This window comes from Telluria sp. B2 (assembly GCF_051789535.1).
GTDB lineage: Bacteria > Pseudomonadota > Gammaproteobacteria > Burkholderiales > Burkholderiaceae_D > Telluria.
Genome location: NZ_CP196525.1, coordinates 1715670 through 1732272 on the forward strand (window position 1 = coordinate 1715670; position 16603 = coordinate 1732272).

At 65.9% G+C, this 16603-nt stretch carries 16 protein-coding genes; 15 read left to right on the plus strand and 1 reads right to left on the minus strand.

Features of this window, described 5'->3' with window-relative positions; all coding sequences use genetic code 11:
* The first annotated feature begins 53 nt into the window (after positions 1–53).
* From leuC to ACSUZJ_RS07705, 11 genes are all read left to right on the plus strand, one after another.
* A complete protein-coding gene (gene leuC / locus ACSUZJ_RS07655) occupies positions 54–1454 on the plus strand; it encodes a 3-isopropylmalate dehydratase large subunit (RefSeq protein ID WP_499414843.1) in 1401 nt (466 codons plus the stop codon).
* Positions 1455–1497: 43 nt separating this feature from the next.
* Complete coding sequence (locus ACSUZJ_RS07660) at positions 1498–1620, plus strand: entericidin A/B family lipoprotein (protein WP_499414845.1); 123 nt, start codon at positions 1498–1500, stop codon at positions 1618–1620.
* Between the two features lie 57 nt (positions 1621–1677).
* Positions 1678–2325: a 3-isopropylmalate dehydratase small subunit gene (leuD, locus tag ACSUZJ_RS07665; RefSeq protein ID WP_499414847.1), complete on the plus strand. Its 648-nt coding sequence runs from the start codon at positions 1678–1680 to the stop codon at positions 2323–2325.
* Between the two features lie 23 nt (positions 2326–2348).
* Positions 2349–3422 (plus strand): 3-isopropylmalate dehydrogenase, encoded by a 1074-nt coding sequence (leuB, locus tag ACSUZJ_RS07670; RefSeq protein ID WP_499414849.1) that lies wholly within the window; start codon positions 2349–2351, stop codon positions 3420–3422.
* 142 nt (positions 3423–3564) lie between these two features.
* The gene (gene asd / locus ACSUZJ_RS07675; RefSeq protein ID WP_499414851.1) at positions 3565–4692 is read left to right on the plus strand and encodes an aspartate-semialdehyde dehydrogenase; all 1128 of its coding nucleotides are present in this window, start codon (positions 3565–3567) and stop codon (positions 4690–4692) included.
* Between the two features lie 395 nt (positions 4693–5087).
* On the plus strand, positions 5088–8210 hold the full coding sequence (locus ACSUZJ_RS07680) for a motility hub landmark protein FimV (protein ID WP_499414853.1): 3123 nt from the start codon (positions 5088–5090) through the stop codon (positions 8208–8210).
* Positions 8211–8218: 8 nt separating this feature from the next.
* Positions 8219–9019: a tRNA pseudouridine(38-40) synthase TruA gene (gene truA / locus ACSUZJ_RS07685; protein ID WP_499414855.1), complete on the plus strand. Its 801-nt coding sequence runs from the start codon at positions 8219–8221 to the stop codon at positions 9017–9019.
* A 15-nt stretch (positions 9020–9034) separates the two neighbouring features.
* On the plus strand, positions 9035–9739 hold the full coding sequence (locus ACSUZJ_RS07690) for a phosphoribosylanthranilate isomerase (RefSeq protein ID WP_499414857.1): 705 nt from the start codon (positions 9035–9037) through the stop codon (positions 9737–9739).
* Positions 9711–10967 carry a tryptophan synthase subunit beta gene (trpB, locus tag ACSUZJ_RS07695; protein ID WP_499414859.1) on the plus strand — a complete coding sequence of 419 codons (1257 nt, stop codon included), beginning with the start codon at positions 9711–9713 and terminating at the stop codon, positions 10965–10967. The genes ACSUZJ_RS07690 and trpB overlap by 29 nt, the downstream gene beginning before the upstream one ends.
* A 192-nt stretch (positions 10968–11159) precedes the next feature.
* Positions 11160–11960 carry a tryptophan synthase subunit alpha gene (trpA, locus tag ACSUZJ_RS07700; RefSeq protein ID WP_499414861.1) on the plus strand — a complete coding sequence of 267 codons (801 nt, stop codon included), beginning with the start codon at positions 11160–11162 and terminating at the stop codon, positions 11958–11960.
* A gap of 118 nt (positions 11961–12078) precedes the next feature.
* A complete protein-coding gene (locus ACSUZJ_RS07705) occupies positions 12079–12354 on the plus strand; it encodes a hypothetical protein (protein WP_499414863.1) in 276 nt (91 codons plus the stop codon).
* A gap of 50 nt (positions 12355–12404) precedes the next feature.
* Here ACSUZJ_RS07705 and ACSUZJ_RS07710 read toward each other — a convergent pair whose 3' ends face one another.
* Positions 12405–12755 carry a hypothetical protein gene (locus tag ACSUZJ_RS07710; RefSeq protein WP_499414865.1) on the minus strand — a complete coding sequence of 117 codons (351 nt, stop codon included), beginning with the start codon at positions 12753–12755 and terminating at the stop codon, positions 12405–12407.
* A gap of 208 nt (positions 12756–12963) precedes the next feature.
* Between ACSUZJ_RS07710 and ACSUZJ_RS07715 the strand changes: the two genes are divergently transcribed.
* The 4 genes from ACSUZJ_RS07715 (at position 12964) to ACSUZJ_RS07730 (ending at position 16591) form a co-directional block, all read left to right on the plus strand.
* On the plus strand, positions 12964–13239 hold the full coding sequence (locus ACSUZJ_RS07715; RefSeq protein WP_499414867.1) for a hypothetical protein: 276 nt from the start codon (positions 12964–12966) through the stop codon (positions 13237–13239).
* 96 nt (positions 13240–13335) lie between these two features.
* Positions 13336–14208, plus strand: a complete 873-nt coding sequence (gene accD, locus ACSUZJ_RS07720) for an acetyl-CoA carboxylase, carboxyltransferase subunit beta (protein WP_499414869.1) — start codon at positions 13336–13338, stop codon at positions 14206–14208.
* Positions 14209–14298: 90 nt separating this feature from the next.
* Positions 14299–15597 (plus strand): bifunctional tetrahydrofolate synthase/dihydrofolate synthase, encoded by a 1299-nt coding sequence (gene folC, locus ACSUZJ_RS07725; RefSeq protein WP_499414871.1) that lies wholly within the window; start codon positions 14299–14301, stop codon positions 15595–15597.
* A 10-nt stretch (positions 15598–15607) separates the two neighbouring features.
* Positions 15608–16591, plus strand: a complete 984-nt coding sequence (locus tag ACSUZJ_RS07730; RefSeq protein ID WP_499414873.1) for an SPOR domain-containing protein — start codon at positions 15608–15610, stop codon at positions 16589–16591.
* Positions 16592–16603 lie beyond the last annotated feature (12 nt).

Genomic DNA, 16603 nt, shown 5'->3' on the forward strand with positions numbered 1-16603 from the left:
TGTGCATAATCAAAAACGCTTCCCCATTTCAGGCGCCTGCCACAGGAAACCGCATGTTAAAGACCCTCTACGACAAACTCTGGGATGCCCACGTCGTGCGTGCCGACGCCGACGGCACGACGGTGCTCTACATCGACCGCCACCTGGTCCACGAAGTGACGAGCCCCCAGGCCTTCGAAGGCCTGCGCGAAGCCGGCCGCGGCCTCTGGCGCACCTCCGCCAACCTGGCGGTGGCCGACCACAACGTCCCGACCACCGACCGCCGCGAAGGCATCCTTGATCCGACCTCGCGCCTGCAGGTCGAGACGCTCGACGCCAACACGAAGAGCTTCGGGCTCACCTACTTCAACATGAACGACAAGCGCCAGGGCATCGTCCACGTGATCGGGCCGGAGCAGGGCGCGACCCTGCCGGGCATGACCGTGGTCTGCGGCGACTCGCACACTTCGACCCACGGCGCCTTCGGCTGCCTGGCGCACGGCATCGGCACCTCGGAAGTCGAGCACGTGCTGGCCACGCAAACCCTGCTGGCCAAGAAATCGAAGGCCATGCTGGTCCAGGTCGACGGCGAACTGCCGCCGGGCGTGACCTCGAAGGACATCGTGCTGGCCGTGATCGGCAAGATCGGCACCGCCGGCGGCACTGGCTACGCCATCGAATTCGCCGGCTCGACCATCCGTTCGCTCTCGATGGAAGGGCGCATGACGGTCTGCAACATGGCGATCGAAGCGGGCGCGCGCGCCGGCATGGTGGCTGTCGACGACACCACCATCGAGTACGTGAAGGGCCGTCCCTTCTCGCCTGTCGGCCCGCAGTGGGAGCAGGCGGTGGCTTACTGGCGCACCCTGCACACCGACCCGGGCGCGAAGTTCGACATGGTCGTCACGCTGAACGCCGCCGACATCCGTCCGCAGGTCACCTGGGGCACCTCGCCCGAGATGGTCACTTCGATCGACGGCCGCGTGCCCGATCCGGAACAGGAAAAGGACGCGGTGCGCCGCGACGCCATGGAAAAGGCGCTGACCTACATGGCGCTGGAGCCGAACACGCCCATCGAGAACATCCGCATCGACAAGGTCTTCATCGGTTCCTGCACCAACTCGCGCATCGAGGACCTGCGCGCCGCCGCCGCCGTCGTGCGCGGCCGCCAGCGCGCCTCGAACGTGAAACTGGCGATGGTGGTGCCGGGCTCGGGCCTGGTCAAGGAACAGGCCGAGCGCGAAGGGCTTGATAAAATCTTCAGGGCCGCCGGTTTCGAATGGCGCGAGCCGGGCTGCTCGATGTGCCTGGCGATGAACGCCGACCGCCTCGAACCGGGTGAGCGCTGCGCCTCGACCTCGAACCGCAATTTCGAAGGGCGCCAGGGGCAGGGCGGACGCACCCACCTGGTGTCGCCGGCCATGGCCGCGGCAGCGGGCATCGCCGGTCACTTCGTGGACGTGCGTGCGCTCTGATGTCGCATCACTTCTGTCTGAATACTGATCTACTGGAAACATCATGAAAAAAGCAATCGCCCTCTCCCTCCTTGCCCTGGCCCTGACGGGCTGCAACACCATTTCGGGCATCGGCAAGGACGTGCAAAAGGTCGGCCAGGTCGTCACCAGCGCCGGCGGCAAATAAGCAAACGAGAAGCCGCGCGCAGCGGCGATGCAAGGCGAGGACATTCAAGGCTAGGACATGGATAAATTTACCGTACACGAAGGACTGGTGGCGCCGCTCGACCGCGCCAATGTCGACACCGACGCCATCATTCCCAAGCAGTTCCTGAAATCGATCCGGCGCACCGGCTTCGGTCCGAACCTGTTCGACGAGTGGCGTTACCTCGACCACGGCGAGCCGGGCCAGGACAACAGCAAGCGTCCGCTGAACCCGGACTTCGTGCTGAACCAGCCGCGTTACCAGGGGGCCTCGATCCTTCTGACCCGCAAGAACTTCGGCTGCGGCTCCTCGCGCGAGCACGCGCCCTGGGCCCTGCAGCAGTACGGCTTCCGCGCCATCGTCGCGCCGAGCTTCGCCGACATCTTCTTCAACAACTGCTACAAGAGCGGCCTGCTGCCGATCGTGCTGACCGAAGCCCAGGTCGACCAGCTGTTCAATGAGGTCAAGGCTTTCAGCGGTTTCAAGCTGGTCGTGGACCTCGAGAACCAGGTGCTGCGCACCCCCGACGGCCGCATCGGCTTCGAGTTCGCCATTGACGAATTCCGCAAGTACTGCCTGCTCAACGGCCTGGACGACATCGGCCTGACCCTGCGCCACGCCGACGAGATCCGTGCTTTTGAAGAACGCCACCTGGCGCGCCAGCCCTGGCTGGCCAACACCATCTAAAAGAAGAACGCATGACGACGCATATGAGTAAGATCGCAATCCTGCCGGGCGACGGCATCGGTCCCGAAATCATGGCCCAGGCCGTGCGCGTGCTGGAAGCACTGGGCGAATCCTTCGAGATGGAGCGCGCGGAAGTGGGCGGCGCGGGTTATGCGGCCCACGGCCACCCGCTGCCGGAAGCGACCCTGAAGCTGGCGAAGGAAGCGGACGCCGTGCTGTTCGGCGCCGTCGGCGACTACAAGTACGACACGCTCGAGCGCGCCCTGCGCCCGGAACAGGCGATCCTCGGGCTGCGCAAAGAACTGGGCCTGTTCGCCAACCTGCGCCCGGCCATCCTGTACCCGGAACTGGCCGGCGCCTCGACCCTGAAGCCCGAAGTGGTCTCGGGCCTGGACATCCTGATCATCCGCGAGCTGACCGGCGACATCTATTTCGGCAAGCCGCGCGGCGTGCGCGAATGCCCGGACGGCCCGTTCAAGGGCCAGCGCGAAGGCTTCGATACCATGCGCTACGCCGAAGGCGAGATCCGCCGCATCGCCCACGTGGCCTTCCAGGCCGCGCAGAAGCGCGACAGGCGCGTGACCAGCGTCGACAAGGCCAACGTGCTGGAAACCTTCCAGTTCTGGCGCGATATCGTCACCGATGTGCACAAGGACTATCCGGACGTCGCGCTCGAACACATGTACGTCGATAACGCCGCGATGCAACTGGTGCGCGCGCCCAAGAAATTCGACGTCATCGTCACCGGCAACATGTTCGGCGACATCCTGTCCGATGCCGCCGCCATGCTGACCGGCTCGATCGGCATGCTGCCCTCGGCCTCGCTCGACGCCAATAACAAGGGCCTGTATGAGCCCTCGCACGGCTCGGCGCCGGACATCGCCGGCCAGGGCATCGCGAACCCGTTGGCGACCATCCTGTCCGCCGCGATGATGCTGCGCTTCTCGCTGGGCAAGGCCGAACAGGCCGACCGCGTCGAAACCGCAGTCAAGAAGGTCCTGGCGCAAGGCCTGCGTACCGCCGACATCTTCGAGGAAGGCACGACCCGTGTCTCTACCGAACAGATGGGCGACGCCGTCGTCAACGCGCTGGCCTGAAGCGCCGTTGATGCGAAACGCTTAGAATAACGTCGATGCGGGCTGCGCGCCCGCGCGCAATGTTGACAATCCGAGAACCGTAGGGTGGGCGCCCCGTGCCCACGCGTGAACGATGATCATCGTTGAAATGTAAAGGAACAAAATGAAGTTAGTAGGCCTAGTTGGTTGGCGCGGCATGGTCGGGTCGGTCCTCATGAAGCGCATGCAGGACGAGGGCGATTTCGATCATATCGAGCCGGTGTTCTTCACCACGTCGAACCCGGGCGGCGACGCCCCCAAAATGGCGAAGAACGAAACCAAACTGAAAAGCGCCACCGACATCGCCGAACTGTCCAAGTGCGAGATCATCATCTCCTGCCAGGGCGGCGACTACACGACCGAGGTGTACCCGCAACTGCGCGCGGCCGGCTGGAACGGCTACTGGATCGACGCCGCGTCGACCCTGCGCATGAAGGACGACGCGATTATCGTGCTCGATCCGGTCAACCTGGACGTGATCAAGAACGCCATGGGCCGCGGCGTGAAGAACTTCGTCGGCGGTAACTGCACCGTCTCATGCATGCTGATGGGCCTGGGCGGCCTGTTCAAGTACGACCTGGTCGAGTGGATGACGTCCATGACCTACCAGGCCGCATCGGGCGGCGGCGCCCAGCACATGCGCGAACTGCTGACCCAGTTCGGCACCATCAACAGCTCGGTCAAGCACCTGCTGGACGATCCGGCATCGGCCATCCTCGAAATCGACCGCACCGTGCTGGCGACCCAGCATGGCCTGTCCGCCGAGGAAACGAAACAGTTCGGCGTACCGCTGGGCGGCAACCTGATCCCCTGGATCGACAAGGACCTGGGCAACGGCCAGTCGAAGGAAGAGTGGAAGGCCGGCGCCGAGACCAACAAGATCCTGGGCCGCGGCGAAGGCTTCGGCACCAACGCCATTCCGGTCGACGGCCTGTGCGTGCGCATCGGCGCCATGCGCTGCCACTCGCAGGCGCTGACCATCAAGCTGAAGAAGGACGTGCCGCTGGACGAGATCAACGACATCATCGCCTCGGACAACGAGTGGGTGAAGTTCGTGCCGAACTCGCGCGAAGACTCGATGCGCGACCTGACCCCGGCCGCCGTCACCGGCACCCTGAGCATCCCGGTCGGCCGCGTGCGCAAGATGTCGATGGGCCCGGACTACCTGTCGGCCTTCACCGTCGGCGACCAGCTGCTGTGGGGCGCCGCCGAGCCGCTGCGCCGCATGCTGCGTATCGTGCTGGACAAGTAATTCGTCCGAAGCCGGCGCCGCAAGCAAACCGCGGCGCCGGGTTTCGTAGGGTGGACACCTGTGTCCACGCGGTATGGTACTGATGATCAATCGGGAACTCTGCCTTGATCTACGTTCGCTTGCACATGATCTTGTCGGAACATCGGCTGATTCAATGCCGTACAGCGTGGACACAGGTGTCCACCCTACAAAAGCATTGACCCCTCGACCACACCCGTTGGCACCCCGCCAATTCCCCGCCTCCCGCGGCGATGTCGATTCGATATCGTTAGCTCATCCATCCCACAGTTTGATCCCTCTACGCCCCGTGGAGCTTGCATGCTCCAGTGCATGATGATATGTTGAGACTTCCGGGAAACCGTCCTTTCCCCAGCTAACCATTTCCGCTCTCAACTATGCCATTGAACCGCCGCCCTCAGATCATGTCGTCTGCGTTGAAAACACTCACCGCCGCGGTCGCAAGTGCAGTGCTGCTGTCGTCGGCAGGGATGGCAGCGGCAGCGGGACTGGGCAAGCTGACCGTGCTGTCCGCCCTCGGCCAGCCGCTGCGCGCCGAGATCGAGCTGACCTCGGTATCGAACCAGGAAGCCGCCGGCCTGGTCGCCAGGCTGGCCACGCCCGAGGCCTACCGCGCGGCCAACATCGAATTCAACCCGGCGCTGCTGTCGCTGCGCTTCAATGTCGAACAGCGCGCAGGGCGCCAGTTTATCCGCGTCACCTCGACCCAGCCGCTGAACGAACCCTTCGTCGACCTGCTGCTGGAGCTGGCCTGGGACAACGGCCGCCTGGTGCGCGAATACACCTTCCTGCTCGATCCGGCCGAACTGCGCGCGCCGCAGCCGGCCCAGGTTGCCGCCGCACCGGCTGCAGCAGGGCGCCCGCGCGCCGCTACGCCGGCGCCGGCAGCCCAGCCGCAGTCCCAGCCGCAGTCCCAGCCGACCCCCGCGCCGGCCCGTCCGCAACGAAGCGCCCGTGCAGAAGAGACCGCCGCCGCAGCGAACGCCGCGCCGCGCCCGCCCGCCGCCGCGCGCTACCGCGTCAGGTCGGGCGATACCCTCAGCCGTATCGCCAGCCGCGTCAAGCCGGTCGACGTCTCCCTCGACATGATGCTGGTCGCCCTGTACCGCGCCAATCCCGAGGCCTTTATCGGCAACAACATGAACCGCCTGAAGTCGGGCCAGATCCTGTCGGTGCCCGATGCGGACGCCCTGCGCGGCATCGACGCCGGCGAAGCTCACGGCACCGTGGTCGCCCATGCGGCCGACTTCAACGCCTACCGCGCCAAGCTGGCAGGGCAGGTCGCCACCAGCACGCCGGCGCGCGAAGCCCCGGGCGGCCAGAGCGCGACCGGCCGCATCACGGCCAAGGTCGAGGAGCGTCCGACCGCCGCCAACGAATCCCAGGACCAGCTGCGCCTGTCGAAGGCGCTGCCGCCGCCGGCAGCGGGCGGCGGCGACAAAGCCGGCGCCACCACCAGCGCCGAAGACACGATCGCCAGGGAAAAGGAACTGGCCGAGGCCCAGCAGCGCGTCAAGGAGCTGGAAAAGAACGTCAACCAGCTCGAAGAGCTGATCACCGTGAAGAGCGGCGCCGGCGCCGCCGCGACCCAGCGCTCGCTTGATGCCATGAAGCCGATCACGCCGGCCGACGCTCCTGCCGCAAACACGGCCGCCAATACGGCCGACACCAAGCCGGCGCCGAAGATCAAGCCCAAGGCCAAGCCCGCGCCGCAGGAGAAGTCGCTGCTCGATACGCTGATGGACAACATCGTCTATATCGGCGCCGGCGCCGCCGTGCTGCTGCTGGCGGCCCTCGGCGTGTCGCAGCGCCGCCGCAAGCAGGCGGCGCCGAAAGCCGCCGCGGCCGAGCCGAGCATCCTGGGCGCCGCCGCCCAGCCGTCCGGCCAGGCCCTGTTCGCCGAAACCGGCGGCCAGAGCGTCGACACCAACGACAGCGTGTTCAACTCCAGTTTCGCGCCGTCGGCGAGCCAGCTCGACACCAACGAGGTCGATCCGCTGGCCGAGGCCGAGCTCTACCTGGCCTATAACTTCGACACCCAGGCCGAGGATATCCTCAAGGAAGCCCTGCGCAACGACCCGCACCGCCATCCGGTGCGCCTCAAGCTGCTGGAAATCTACGCCGCGCGCAAGGACGTGCGCGCCTTCGAAACCCAGGCCACCGAGCTGTACAGCCTGACCGGCGGCAAGGGCGACGAGTGGGTCCAGGCGGCGGCCATGGGCCATGCCCTCGACCCGGCCAACCCGATGTACGCCACCGCGGCCGGCACCGGCATCGGTGCGGGTGCCGCCAGCGGTGCAGCGCTGGCCGCCGGCGCTGCCGCCTTTGCCACCGAATCCAGTCCGCAGAGCCTGCTCTCCCAGCAGCTCGAACAGGCCTTCCGCAACCGCGTCGAGAGCAGCGAGATCATCGAGCCGGCCACGACCCTGGACGCGGTCACCGGCGCGCCGCTCGACACCAGCTTCAACCTCGACAGCCTGGGCCTCGGCAACGACGCCATCGCGCTGCCGCAGGCGGGCGCCGATGCCAAGGCGGAAGCGAAGTTGGACGATAACCTGCTCGACTTCGACCTGGGCGGCCTGAGCTTCGAGCCGGTCCCGGCGCTGGACCCGGCCGCGGCCGGACGCAACGACGCGACCGCCGTGCCTACCGCCGTGCCGGACCTCCAGTTCGACATGGAGCCGTTCGCGCCCCTGGAGCCGGCCGCTGCCACGACTGCCGCGGCGGCCTCGGCCGCCAGCCTCGACGACCTGGCCTTCGACATGGATTTCGACGCGCCGGCAGCGCCCAGGCAGGCCGCCGAGCCGGGTCCGGCCGACCAGGACGAGGGTTTCGTGCTCGACCTGTCGAGCAGCGGTCCGTCGACCGATATCGACATGGCCCAGTTGGCCAAGGAATTCGAACTGCCGCCGCTGCCGGACGTGCCGCAGTCCCCGCAGGCGTCGGATCTGGAGGATCCGCTGTTCGACCTCGACGCGATGGACTTCAGCCTGGTCGACGACACGCCCGTGACCCCTGCCACCCCGGCGGCGCCGAAGCAGGACTTCGATTTCTCGACCGACCTCGACTTCGCCACCCCGGCCGTCGCCGAGGCATCGGCACAGGCGCAGGCGAAGGACCCGCTATTCGATCTTGACACCATGGACTTCGGCCAGCCGGCGGCGCCCGCCGCGCCGCAGGACGATCCGTTCGCGCTGCCGGAGGTGCCGCCGATCCCGAACCCGGGCACGCCGGTGCCGCGTTTCGACATGTCGGGTTTCGACCTCGACCTGCCCGCGGCCGACCTCGACGTGGCCACCCAGGCGGCGCCCCAGGAGCAGGGCGCAGCCGTGGAGCTGACCCCGGCGCAGATGGAGATGGAGACCAAGCTCGACCTGGCCATTGCCTACCAGGAGATCGGCGACAAGGAGGGCGCACGCGAGCTGCTCGATGAAGTCATCAAGGGCGGCAGCGTCGAGCAGGCCAGCCGTGCCAGCGCCATGCGCGCGCAGTTGGCGTGATTCGTGGCGTGAGGCGCATCGCACTCGGACTCCAGTACGTCGGCACCGGCTGGAATGGATATCAGAAACAGCCGACCCGTGACACCGTCCAGGACGCCCTCGAGATCGCGCTCGAGAAATTCGCCTGTACGCACTTGCACACGACCTGCGCCGGCCGCACCGACGCCGGCGTACATGCGGTCGAGCAGGTGGTTCACTTCGACACCGAACTGAACCGCTCGATGCAGAGCTGGGTGCGCGGCACGAATACCTTCCTGCCCGATTCGATCTCGGTGCGCTGGGCGGCCGAGGTGCCGCCCGACCTCGAGGGCAACCAGTTCCATGCGCGCTTCTCGGCGCGTGCGCGTACCTACCACTACGTCCTGTACAACAACCCGAATCCTTCGGCGCTGCTGGCCGGGCGCGCCGGCTGGGTGTTCCGCCCGCTCGACGTCGAGCGCATGCGCGCCGCCGCGCGCCACCTGATCGGCCTGCACGATTTTTCATCCTTCAGGGCTTCCGGCTGCCAGGCGAACACGCCGGTGAAGGACATGCAGGAAATCTCCATCGAGCGGCGCGGCGACATCATCGTGTTCACCGTGCGCGCCAGTGCTTTTCTCCACCACATGGTGCGCAACATCGTCGGCTCCCTGATCTATGTCGGCACCGGCCGCAACGAGCCGGACTGGATGGCCGAGGTGCTGGCCGCGCGCGACCGCGACGCCGCCGCGCCGACCTTCATGCCGGACGGCCTGTACTTTGCCAAAATCGATTACGATCCGAAGTGGGGGCTGCCGCAGGAGGCGCTCTCGCCACTGCCCTGGTTATAGGTTGTCAAGTTTTCCATGAATCGTACCCGCGTCAAAATCTGCGGCATCACCCGCGAACAGGACCTGGCCGCCGCCGTCGATGCCGGCGCCGATGCGCTCGGCTTCGTCTTCTATCCGAAGAGCCCGCGCTACCTCACGCCTGAAGCATTCGCCGCGCTCGGCCCGCGCATTCCTCCCTATGTCAGCTCGGTGGCGCTGTTCGTCAACGCCACGGTGGAAGAGGTGAGGGCGACCGTCGAGGCGGCGCCGGTCGCGCTGCTGCAGTTCCACGGCGACGAAACCGCCGAACAATGCGCGCAGATCGCGGCGGCCGTGAAGCGTCCTTTCGTGCGGGCCTACCGCGTCAAGCCGGACACGACGCACAATGAGCTGCTAGAATGCGAACTCGCATACCGCGCCGCCAGTCCCTGGTTCTCGAGCCTGTTGCTCGATGCCTACGTGGACGCCTACGGGGGCGCAGGAAAGGTCTTCGATTGGTCTCTTATCCCAAAAGAGCTCGCGCCTCGGGTCGTTTTGAGTGGTGGCTTGAGCGTGCAAAACGCGACTGAGGCGGTGGCAAGCGTACGCCCCTACGCCGTCGACATCAGTAGTGGTGTCGAGGAGGCCAAGGGGATCAAGGACGCCCGCAAGATCGCGGCCTTCATTGCCGCGGTGCGGGCAGCCGATGCCATCATCGAAAGCGAGCACGATCATGAAAGAAGCACTGACCCGAGGAATTGAGAGCGGCGCCGCCGCATTGTTCCAGACCCCCGACTACCAACTGCCCGACGCGCGCGGCCACTTCGGCCCCTATGGCGGCAGCTTCGTTGCCGAGACCCTGACACACGCGCTGGCCGAGCTGAACGAGGCCTACGCCCGTTTCTCGACCGATCCCGAATTCCTCGAAGAATTCCGCTACGAGCTGGCCCACTTCGTCGGCCGTCCGTCGCCTGTGTATCACGCGAAACGCTGGTCCGAACTGGCCGGCGGCGCGCAGATCTACTTCAAGCGCGAAGACCTGAACCACACCGGCGCCCACAAGATCAACAACGTGATCGGCCAGGCCCTGCTGGCGCGGCGCATGGGCAAGAAGCGCATCATCGCCGAGACCGGCGCCGGCCAGCACGGCGTGGCCACCGCCACCATCTGTGCCCGCTTCGGCATGGAATGCGTGGTCTACATGGGCAGCGAGGACGTCAAGCGCCAGGCCCAGAACGTCTACCGCATGAAGCTGCTCGGCGCGACCGTGGTGCCGGTGGAAAGCGGCTCCAGGACCCTGAAGGACGCGCTCAACGAAGCGATGCGCGACTGGGTCACCAACATCGAAAACACCTTCTACATCATCGGCACGGTGGCCGGACCTCACCCGTATCCGATGATGGTGCGCGACTTCCAATCGGTGATCGGCGAAGAATGCCGCGTGCAGATGCCGGCCATGACCGGCCGCCAGCCCGACTACGTGCTGGCCTGCGTCGGCGGCGGCTCGAATGCGATGGGCATCTTCTATCCCTACATCGACGAGCCGGGCGTCAAGCTGGTCGGCGTCGAACCGGCGGGCGAGGGCATCGAGACGGGCAGGCACGCCGCTTCGCTGTCGGCGGGCTTCCCGGGCGTCCTGCACGGCAACCGCACCTATCTGCTGCAGGATGCGAACGGCCAGATCATCGAGACCCACTCGGTCTCGGCCGGCCTGGATTATCCGGGCGTGGGCCCGGAGCACGCCTGGCTGAAGGATACGGCGCGCGCGCAGTACGTCTCGATCCTTGATGACGAGGCGCTGGCCGCCTTCCACGACTGCTGCCGCATCGAGGGCATCATTCCGGCGCTGGAGTCCTCGCACGCGATCGCCTACGCGGTGAAGCTGGCGCCGACCCTGGCGAAGGACGAGATCATCCTGGTCAACCTGTCGGGCCGTGGCGACAAGGACATGCATACGGTGGCGCAGAGGATGGGGCTGGATTTCAGCTGAGCCCTGCGTTGAACGCTGAACGAGGTTTGCGAGCGTGCGTTGAACGCGTGGACGGGAGACCCGTCCACCCTACGTCCCTACGTTCACCCGTAACGCAAATCGGAGAAGCGTAGGGTGGACGGCTCCGCCGTCCACGCGTTCAACGGACACACGTGAACCGAAGCCACCAAATACCTGATAGAGAAAACAACCATGTCCCGCATCGAACAAACCTTCGCCGCCCTGCGCGAACAGAACAAGACCGGCCTCGTCACCTTCATCACCGCCGGCGACCCCGGCCCCGACCTCACCGTGCCCCTGATGCACGCCCTGGTCGAGGGCGGCGCCGACGTCCTGGAACTCGGCGTTCCCTTCTCCGACCCGATGGCCGAAGGCCCGGTCATCCAGCGCGCCTGCGAGCGTGCGCTGAAATTCGGCATCGGCCTGCCCGATGTCTTCGACTTCGTGCGCGAATTCCGCAAGACGAACACCACGACGCCGGTGGTCCTGATGGGCTACGCCAACCCGATCGAACGCATCGGCCCGGATGAATTCATCCGCTGCGCCAGGGAAGCCGGCGCCGACGGCGCCATCGTCGTCGACTACCCGCCGGAAGAGTGCGAAGCCTTCGCCGACGCCATGCGCGCGAACGGCCTCGACCTGATCTTCCTGCTGGCGCCGACTTCCACGCTTGACCGCGTCCAGCAGGTCGCGCGCTACGGCAGCGGCTTCAGCTACTACGTCTCGCTCAAGGGCGTCACCGGCGCCGGCAGCATCGACACCGAAGACGTGGCGCGCCGCGTGGCCGCGATCCGCGAACACGTGCGCCTGCCGATCGGCGTCGGCTTCGGCATCCGCGACGGGCAAACGGCGAAGGCGGTCGCGTCCGTGGCGGACGCCGTCGTCATCGGCAGCCGCATCATCCAGGAAATCGAGAACGCGGGCATGGATGCCGCCGTGCCGGCGGTGCGCGCCTTTGTCGGCGGCATCCGCACGGCGCTCGACGCCCGCTGAAGTCCCGGCACACTTCCCTGAGTTCGCTCAAGCGGAAGTGTGCGTCCTGGGCTATAGGCCATTCCGGGGCCAAGGTACATTGCTGTTTCCTCATCTCAACATTTCCGGGAGTTGCCGAATGAAGAAGCAGATCCAGCGTGTTTCCGTAGTACAGAACGCCAAAATGATGGCTGCACTCTACCTCGTCTTGTCGGTGCCGATGGTGGTGGTCTTTCTTCTTTTCCAGTCGGTGCCCGGAATGGGTGGGATCTCGGTCGTGGGAATGATCGTATTCCCGCTGGCCTACGCGGCGTCCGGTTTCGTCTTCACGCTGATCGGCGCCTGGATCTACAACCTCGTGGCATCGATGGTCGGCGGATTCGAATTCACCACCCGGGAAGTCAAGGCCGGCTGAGGCGTCCTGGCGCCGCGCCGGTTCATCGACGAACGGCCGCGGTCTGCTGCTCAATCGGCGTCGCGGTAAGCCGCCACCTGCACCGGGCGGCCTCCCGCGCACATCGTGCCCTGCCATGCCGGAGGCGGTCCGCCGGCGGCGGGCGCATCCAGGCTCAGACGCAGGCGCGTCTGCGGCCGCTCCAGTCCCAGGTTCTCGAACACGACGATGTTCGCCGGCCGCAGGATCGCCACCAGGACTTCCTTGCGGCTTGCATTCATCGTGCCGACCAGGGCGTTCATGCTCTTCTCGTCATCAAAATCCTTCTCGATCGTCTGCTTCGCGCGACCCAAGCCGGCCGCCGCGGCCGCCAGCATCGGCGCGACGCGCAGCATGCAGGACAAGCGGCCGGGCCTTTTCATGACGGTTCGCGTCCGGCGGACAGGGTCCGCGCAAGGGTTCTCGCCATTCGACCCGCGCCGGCCGCGCGAATGCCGGGCCGCGTCGGCTGGAACGCCCTTCGCGACGACGGGCAGGGAATAGTGCGTGTATTCCATTGCCCTACTTGTCTAGTTGCTATCGAGTACGGTACATTAACCAAACTCAATGTTTGGACGGACAAGGCATTCCATGAAGAAGCAAGTAGTCAGTGTATCCATTCTGCAAAACGCGAAGGTAATGGGGGCCCTGTATCTGGTCATTTCCATCCCGCTCACCTTGTTCATGACGATCCCAACGCTGCTTACACAGGGCGCCGGCGTATCCATCCTGGCGATGATCCTGATGCCGCTGCTCTACACCGCGTTCGGATTCGTGTTCACCCTCTTCGGCGCATGGGTGTATAACCTCATTGCAGCGCGCGTCGGTGGGTTCGAGTTCACCACGGCCGAGGTCGGCAAAGAGTGATTGGAAGGCTCATTGTCAGAAAACCAAGCGGTCGACAAGCCCGGCGCTAGCGGCTACACTACGCGCCAACCCAAGAATTGCCGCAAAGGAGAGAACATGAGTTGGTTGGAAAAACTGCTGCCCCCCCGAATCCAGCGCTCCGATGCCGCTAACCGCAAGACCATGCCCGAGGGCCTGTGGGTCAAGTGCCCGTCGTGCGAAGCGGTCCTGTACCGCGCGGACCTCGAGTCGAACCTGCACGTGTGCCCGAAGTGCGATCACCACATGCGCATCCGTGCCCGCGAGCGCCTCGATGCGCTGCTCGACGAAGGCGGCCGTTACGACATCGGCCAGGAAACCCTGCCGGTCGACACCCTCAAGTTCAAGGACAGCAAGAAATACCCGGACCGCCTGAAGGCCGCAATGGACGCCACCGGCGAAACCGACGCGCTGGTGGTGCAGGGCGGCTCGATCATGAGCCTGCCGGTCGTGGTGGCCTGCTTTGAATTCGAATTCATGGGCGGTTCGATGGGCTCGGTCGTCGGTGAGCGCTTCGCGCGCGGCGCCCAGATCGCACTCGAACAGAAGGTGCCCTTCATCTGCATCACCGCCACCGGCGGCGCGCGCATGCAGGAAGGCCTGCTGTCGCTGATGCAAATGGCCAAGACTACCGCCATGCTGACCAAGCTGTCGGAAAAGAAACTGCCGTTCATCAGCGTGCTGACCGACCCGACCATGGGCGGCGTCTCCGCCTCCTTCGCCTTCATGGGCGACGTCGTGATCGCCGAGCCGAAGGCCCTGATCGGTTTCGCCGGCCCGCGCGTCATCGAGAACACCGTGCGCGAAAAACTGCCGGAAGGCTTCCAGCGCGCCGAGTTCCTGGTGCAGAAGGGCGCCGTCGACATGATCGTCGACCGCCGCAAGATGCGCGAAGAGATCGCCCGTCTTCTCGCTCTGCTGCAGAACCAGCCCGCTGAAAGCATTGCCTAAGGCGTCAAGGCACGCTTAAAACATTGCACGGCCGGCCGTCCGCTCAAGCGGGCCGCCGGCCGTTCTCATCATTAGTTTCACATCGAATCCATGCAAAACCTTCCCACCACCTTGCCCGACTGGCTGGCGCTGATCGAATCGCGCCATGCGGAAACCCATATCGACATGGGCCTGGAACGCGTGCGCGCCGTCAAGGAGCGCATGGGCCTGGCGTTCGACTGCCCGGTCATCATGGTGGCCGGCACCAATGGCAAGGGCTCGACCTGCGCGATGCTCGAATCGGTCCTGCTGCACGCCGGCTACCGTGTCGGCCTCTACATCAAGCCGCACTTCCTCGACTTTAACGAGCGCGCCCGCATCAACGGCGACATGGCGACCGACGCCATGCTGGTGGACGCCTTCAACTTCGTCGAAGCGCAGCGCGGCGACATCTCGCTGACCTATTTCGAATTCACCACGCTGGCGATCATGCACCTGATCTCGAAGGCCGGCGTCGACGTCGCGATCCTGGAAGTGGGCTTGGGCGGGCGCCTCGACGCGGTCAACGTGGTCGACGCCGACGTGGCCATCGTCACCAGCATCGACATCGACCATGCCGACTACCTGGGCGACACGCGCGAAGCGATCGCTTACGAGAAGGCCGGCATCTTCCGTCCGGGCAAGGCCGCGATCTGCAGCGATCCGGTGCCGCCGAGCACCCTGATCAAGCATGCCGAGGACATCGGCGCCGACCTCTGGCTGATCGGCCGCGATTTCAACTACCAGGGCGACCAGCAGCAGTGGAGCTATGGCGGGCGCAGCCAGCGACGCAATGCGCTGGCCTATCCGGCCCTGCGCGGCGCCAACCAGTTGTTGAACGCCTCGGCCGCGCTGGCCGCGCTCGAGGCCCTGCGCCTGCAGTTGCCGGCCGGCGCCCAGGAAGTGCGTACGGGCCTGGCCCTGGTCGAGCTGCCGGGGCGCTTCCAGGTGCTGCCGGGTCGTCCGACCACGGTGCTCGATGTGGCGCACAATCCACATGCGGCGGCGACGCTGGCCCAGAACCTGGGCAACATGGGTTTTCATCGCTACACCTATGCCGTGTTCGGCATCATGGCCGACAAGGACATCGAGGGCGTGGTCGCGCCGATGGCCGGGCTGGTCGACCACTGGTGCGTGGCCGACCTGCCGTCGCCACGCTCGGCCAAGGGCGAAGAACTGGCGCAGCAACTGGCCTCCCTGCGGCCCGCGGGAGCGAAAGAGGGCGATTTTTCGGTCACGACCTTTGCCGATCCGGCAGCAGCCTTTGCAAATGCGATGAGCCGTGCCGGGGAGAATGATAGAATTGTGGTCTTTGGCTCGTTCTATACCGTCGCCGGCGTGATGGCGGCCCGAAAAAACTCTCTTCACTGATTAATGACGCATGGGCTTGTTCTCGATCTTTAGTAAAAACAAGCAAGAAAGCACCGCCCAGGACAGTGGCCGTTTTTCCCGCGATGACGACAATCTCGCCGAGCGCGCCCGCGCCAAGCGTGCCGCCTACGCGGGCGAAGCCGCGGCCGCCTCGCGCCGCAGCCGCAGCGGCGGCGATCCCATGCTGCCGGAGAAGAAGCGCGCGCGCCGCCGCCTGGTAGGCGCGATCGCCTTGGCCCTGGCCGCCGCAGTCGGCCTGCCGATGCTGCTCGATTCCGAACCGCGCCCGCTGGTCGGCGACATCGCGATCCAGATTCCCGCGAAGGACAAGGCGCCGGCGCTGCCGATGCCGTCCGATCCGGTGCCGGCCGCCGAGAGCGTCGACCAGGGCGAGGAAATCGTCGAGGCGCCGCCCGTGACGCCCCCGGGCGCGCGCGCCCAGGAAGCGCCGGCCGTCATGCCGCCGCCGGTGAAGACGGTCGAGGTCGCAAAGGCCGAGCCGAAGGAGCCGATGCGCACCGAACCCGTACATAAGCTGGAGTCGAAACCGGAACCGAAGCCGGAGCCGAAGAAGCCCGAGCCCAGGGTGGCCGAGCACAAGCCTGAGCCGAAGAAGCCCGAGCCGAAGGTGGCCGAGAAGCCCGTCGAGAAGCCGGCGCCGAAGAAGGTGGAAGACAAGCCGCTGCCGCCGCGCGCCAAGGATGAGGACGCCGCACGCGCGCTGGCGCTGCTCGAAGGCAAGGCGGCCGCGAAGCCGGTCGAGAAGCCGGAAGCGAACCAGCGCTTCGTGGTGCAGGTCGCCGCCCTGGCGAGCCAGGAGAAGGTCTCTGAATTGCAGAACCGCCTGCGTGCGGCCGGCGTCAGCGCGCACACCCGGAAGTCGGGTGAGCTGATCCGTGTACAGGTCGGCCCGTTCGGCAGCCGCGAAGAAGCCGAAAAGGCACGCGCCAAGCTCGGCGCGCAGGGCTTCAGCGGTTTCCTGGTACCGATGTAAGCATGGTCGGGA

Bases quoted from the DNA above. Each gene is read 5' to 3' on its own strand.
- leuD (WP_499414847.1), top strand. From the start codon at position 1,678: ATGGATAAATTTACCGTACACGAAGGACTGGTGGCGCCGCTCGACCGC.
- ACSUZJ_RS07705 (WP_499414863.1), top strand. From the start codon at position 12,079: ATGAAGAAGCAGATCCAGCGTGTTTCCGTAGTACAGAACGCCAAAATG.
- ACSUZJ_RS07715 (WP_499414867.1), top strand. From the start codon at position 12,964: ATGAAGAAGCAAGTAGTCAGTGTATCCATTCTGCAAAACGCGAAGGTA.
- ACSUZJ_RS07730 (WP_499414873.1), top strand. From the start codon at position 15,608: ATGGGCTTGTTCTCGATCTTTAGTAAAAACAAGCAAGAAAGCACCGCC.
- ACSUZJ_RS07680 (WP_499414853.1), top strand. From the start codon at position 5,088: ATGCCATTGAACCGCCGCCCTCAGATCATGTCGTCTGCGTTGAAAACA.
- accD (WP_499414869.1), top strand. From the start codon at position 13,336: ATGAGTTGGTTGGAAAAACTGCTGCCCCCCCGAATCCAGCGCTCCGAT.
- trpB (WP_499414859.1), top strand. From the start codon at position 9,711: ATGAAAGAAGCACTGACCCGAGGAATTGAGAGCGGCGCCGCCGCATTG.
- ACSUZJ_RS07690 (WP_499414857.1), top strand. From the start codon at position 9,035: ATGAATCGTACCCGCGTCAAAATCTGCGGCATCACCCGCGAACAGGAC.
- ACSUZJ_RS07710 (WP_499414865.1), bottom strand. From the start codon at position 12,755: ATGAAAAGGCCCGGCCGCTTGTCCTGCATGCTGCGCGTCGCGCCGATG.
- asd (WP_499414851.1), top strand. From the start codon at position 3,565: ATGAAGTTAGTAGGCCTAGTTGGTTGGCGCGGCATGGTCGGGTCGGTC.
- folC (WP_499414871.1), top strand. From the start codon at position 14,299: ATGCAAAACCTTCCCACCACCTTGCCCGACTGGCTGGCGCTGATCGAA.
- leuC (WP_499414843.1), top strand. From the start codon at position 54: ATGTTAAAGACCCTCTACGACAAACTCTGGGATGCCCACGTCGTGCGT.
- trpA (WP_499414861.1), top strand. From the start codon at position 11,160: ATGTCCCGCATCGAACAAACCTTCGCCGCCCTGCGCGAACAGAACAAG.
- leuB (WP_499414849.1), top strand. From the start codon at position 2,349: ATGAGTAAGATCGCAATCCTGCCGGGCGACGGCATCGGTCCCGAAATC.
- ACSUZJ_RS07660 (WP_499414845.1), top strand. From the start codon at position 1,498: ATGAAAAAAGCAATCGCCCTCTCCCTCCTTGCCCTGGCCCTGACGGGC.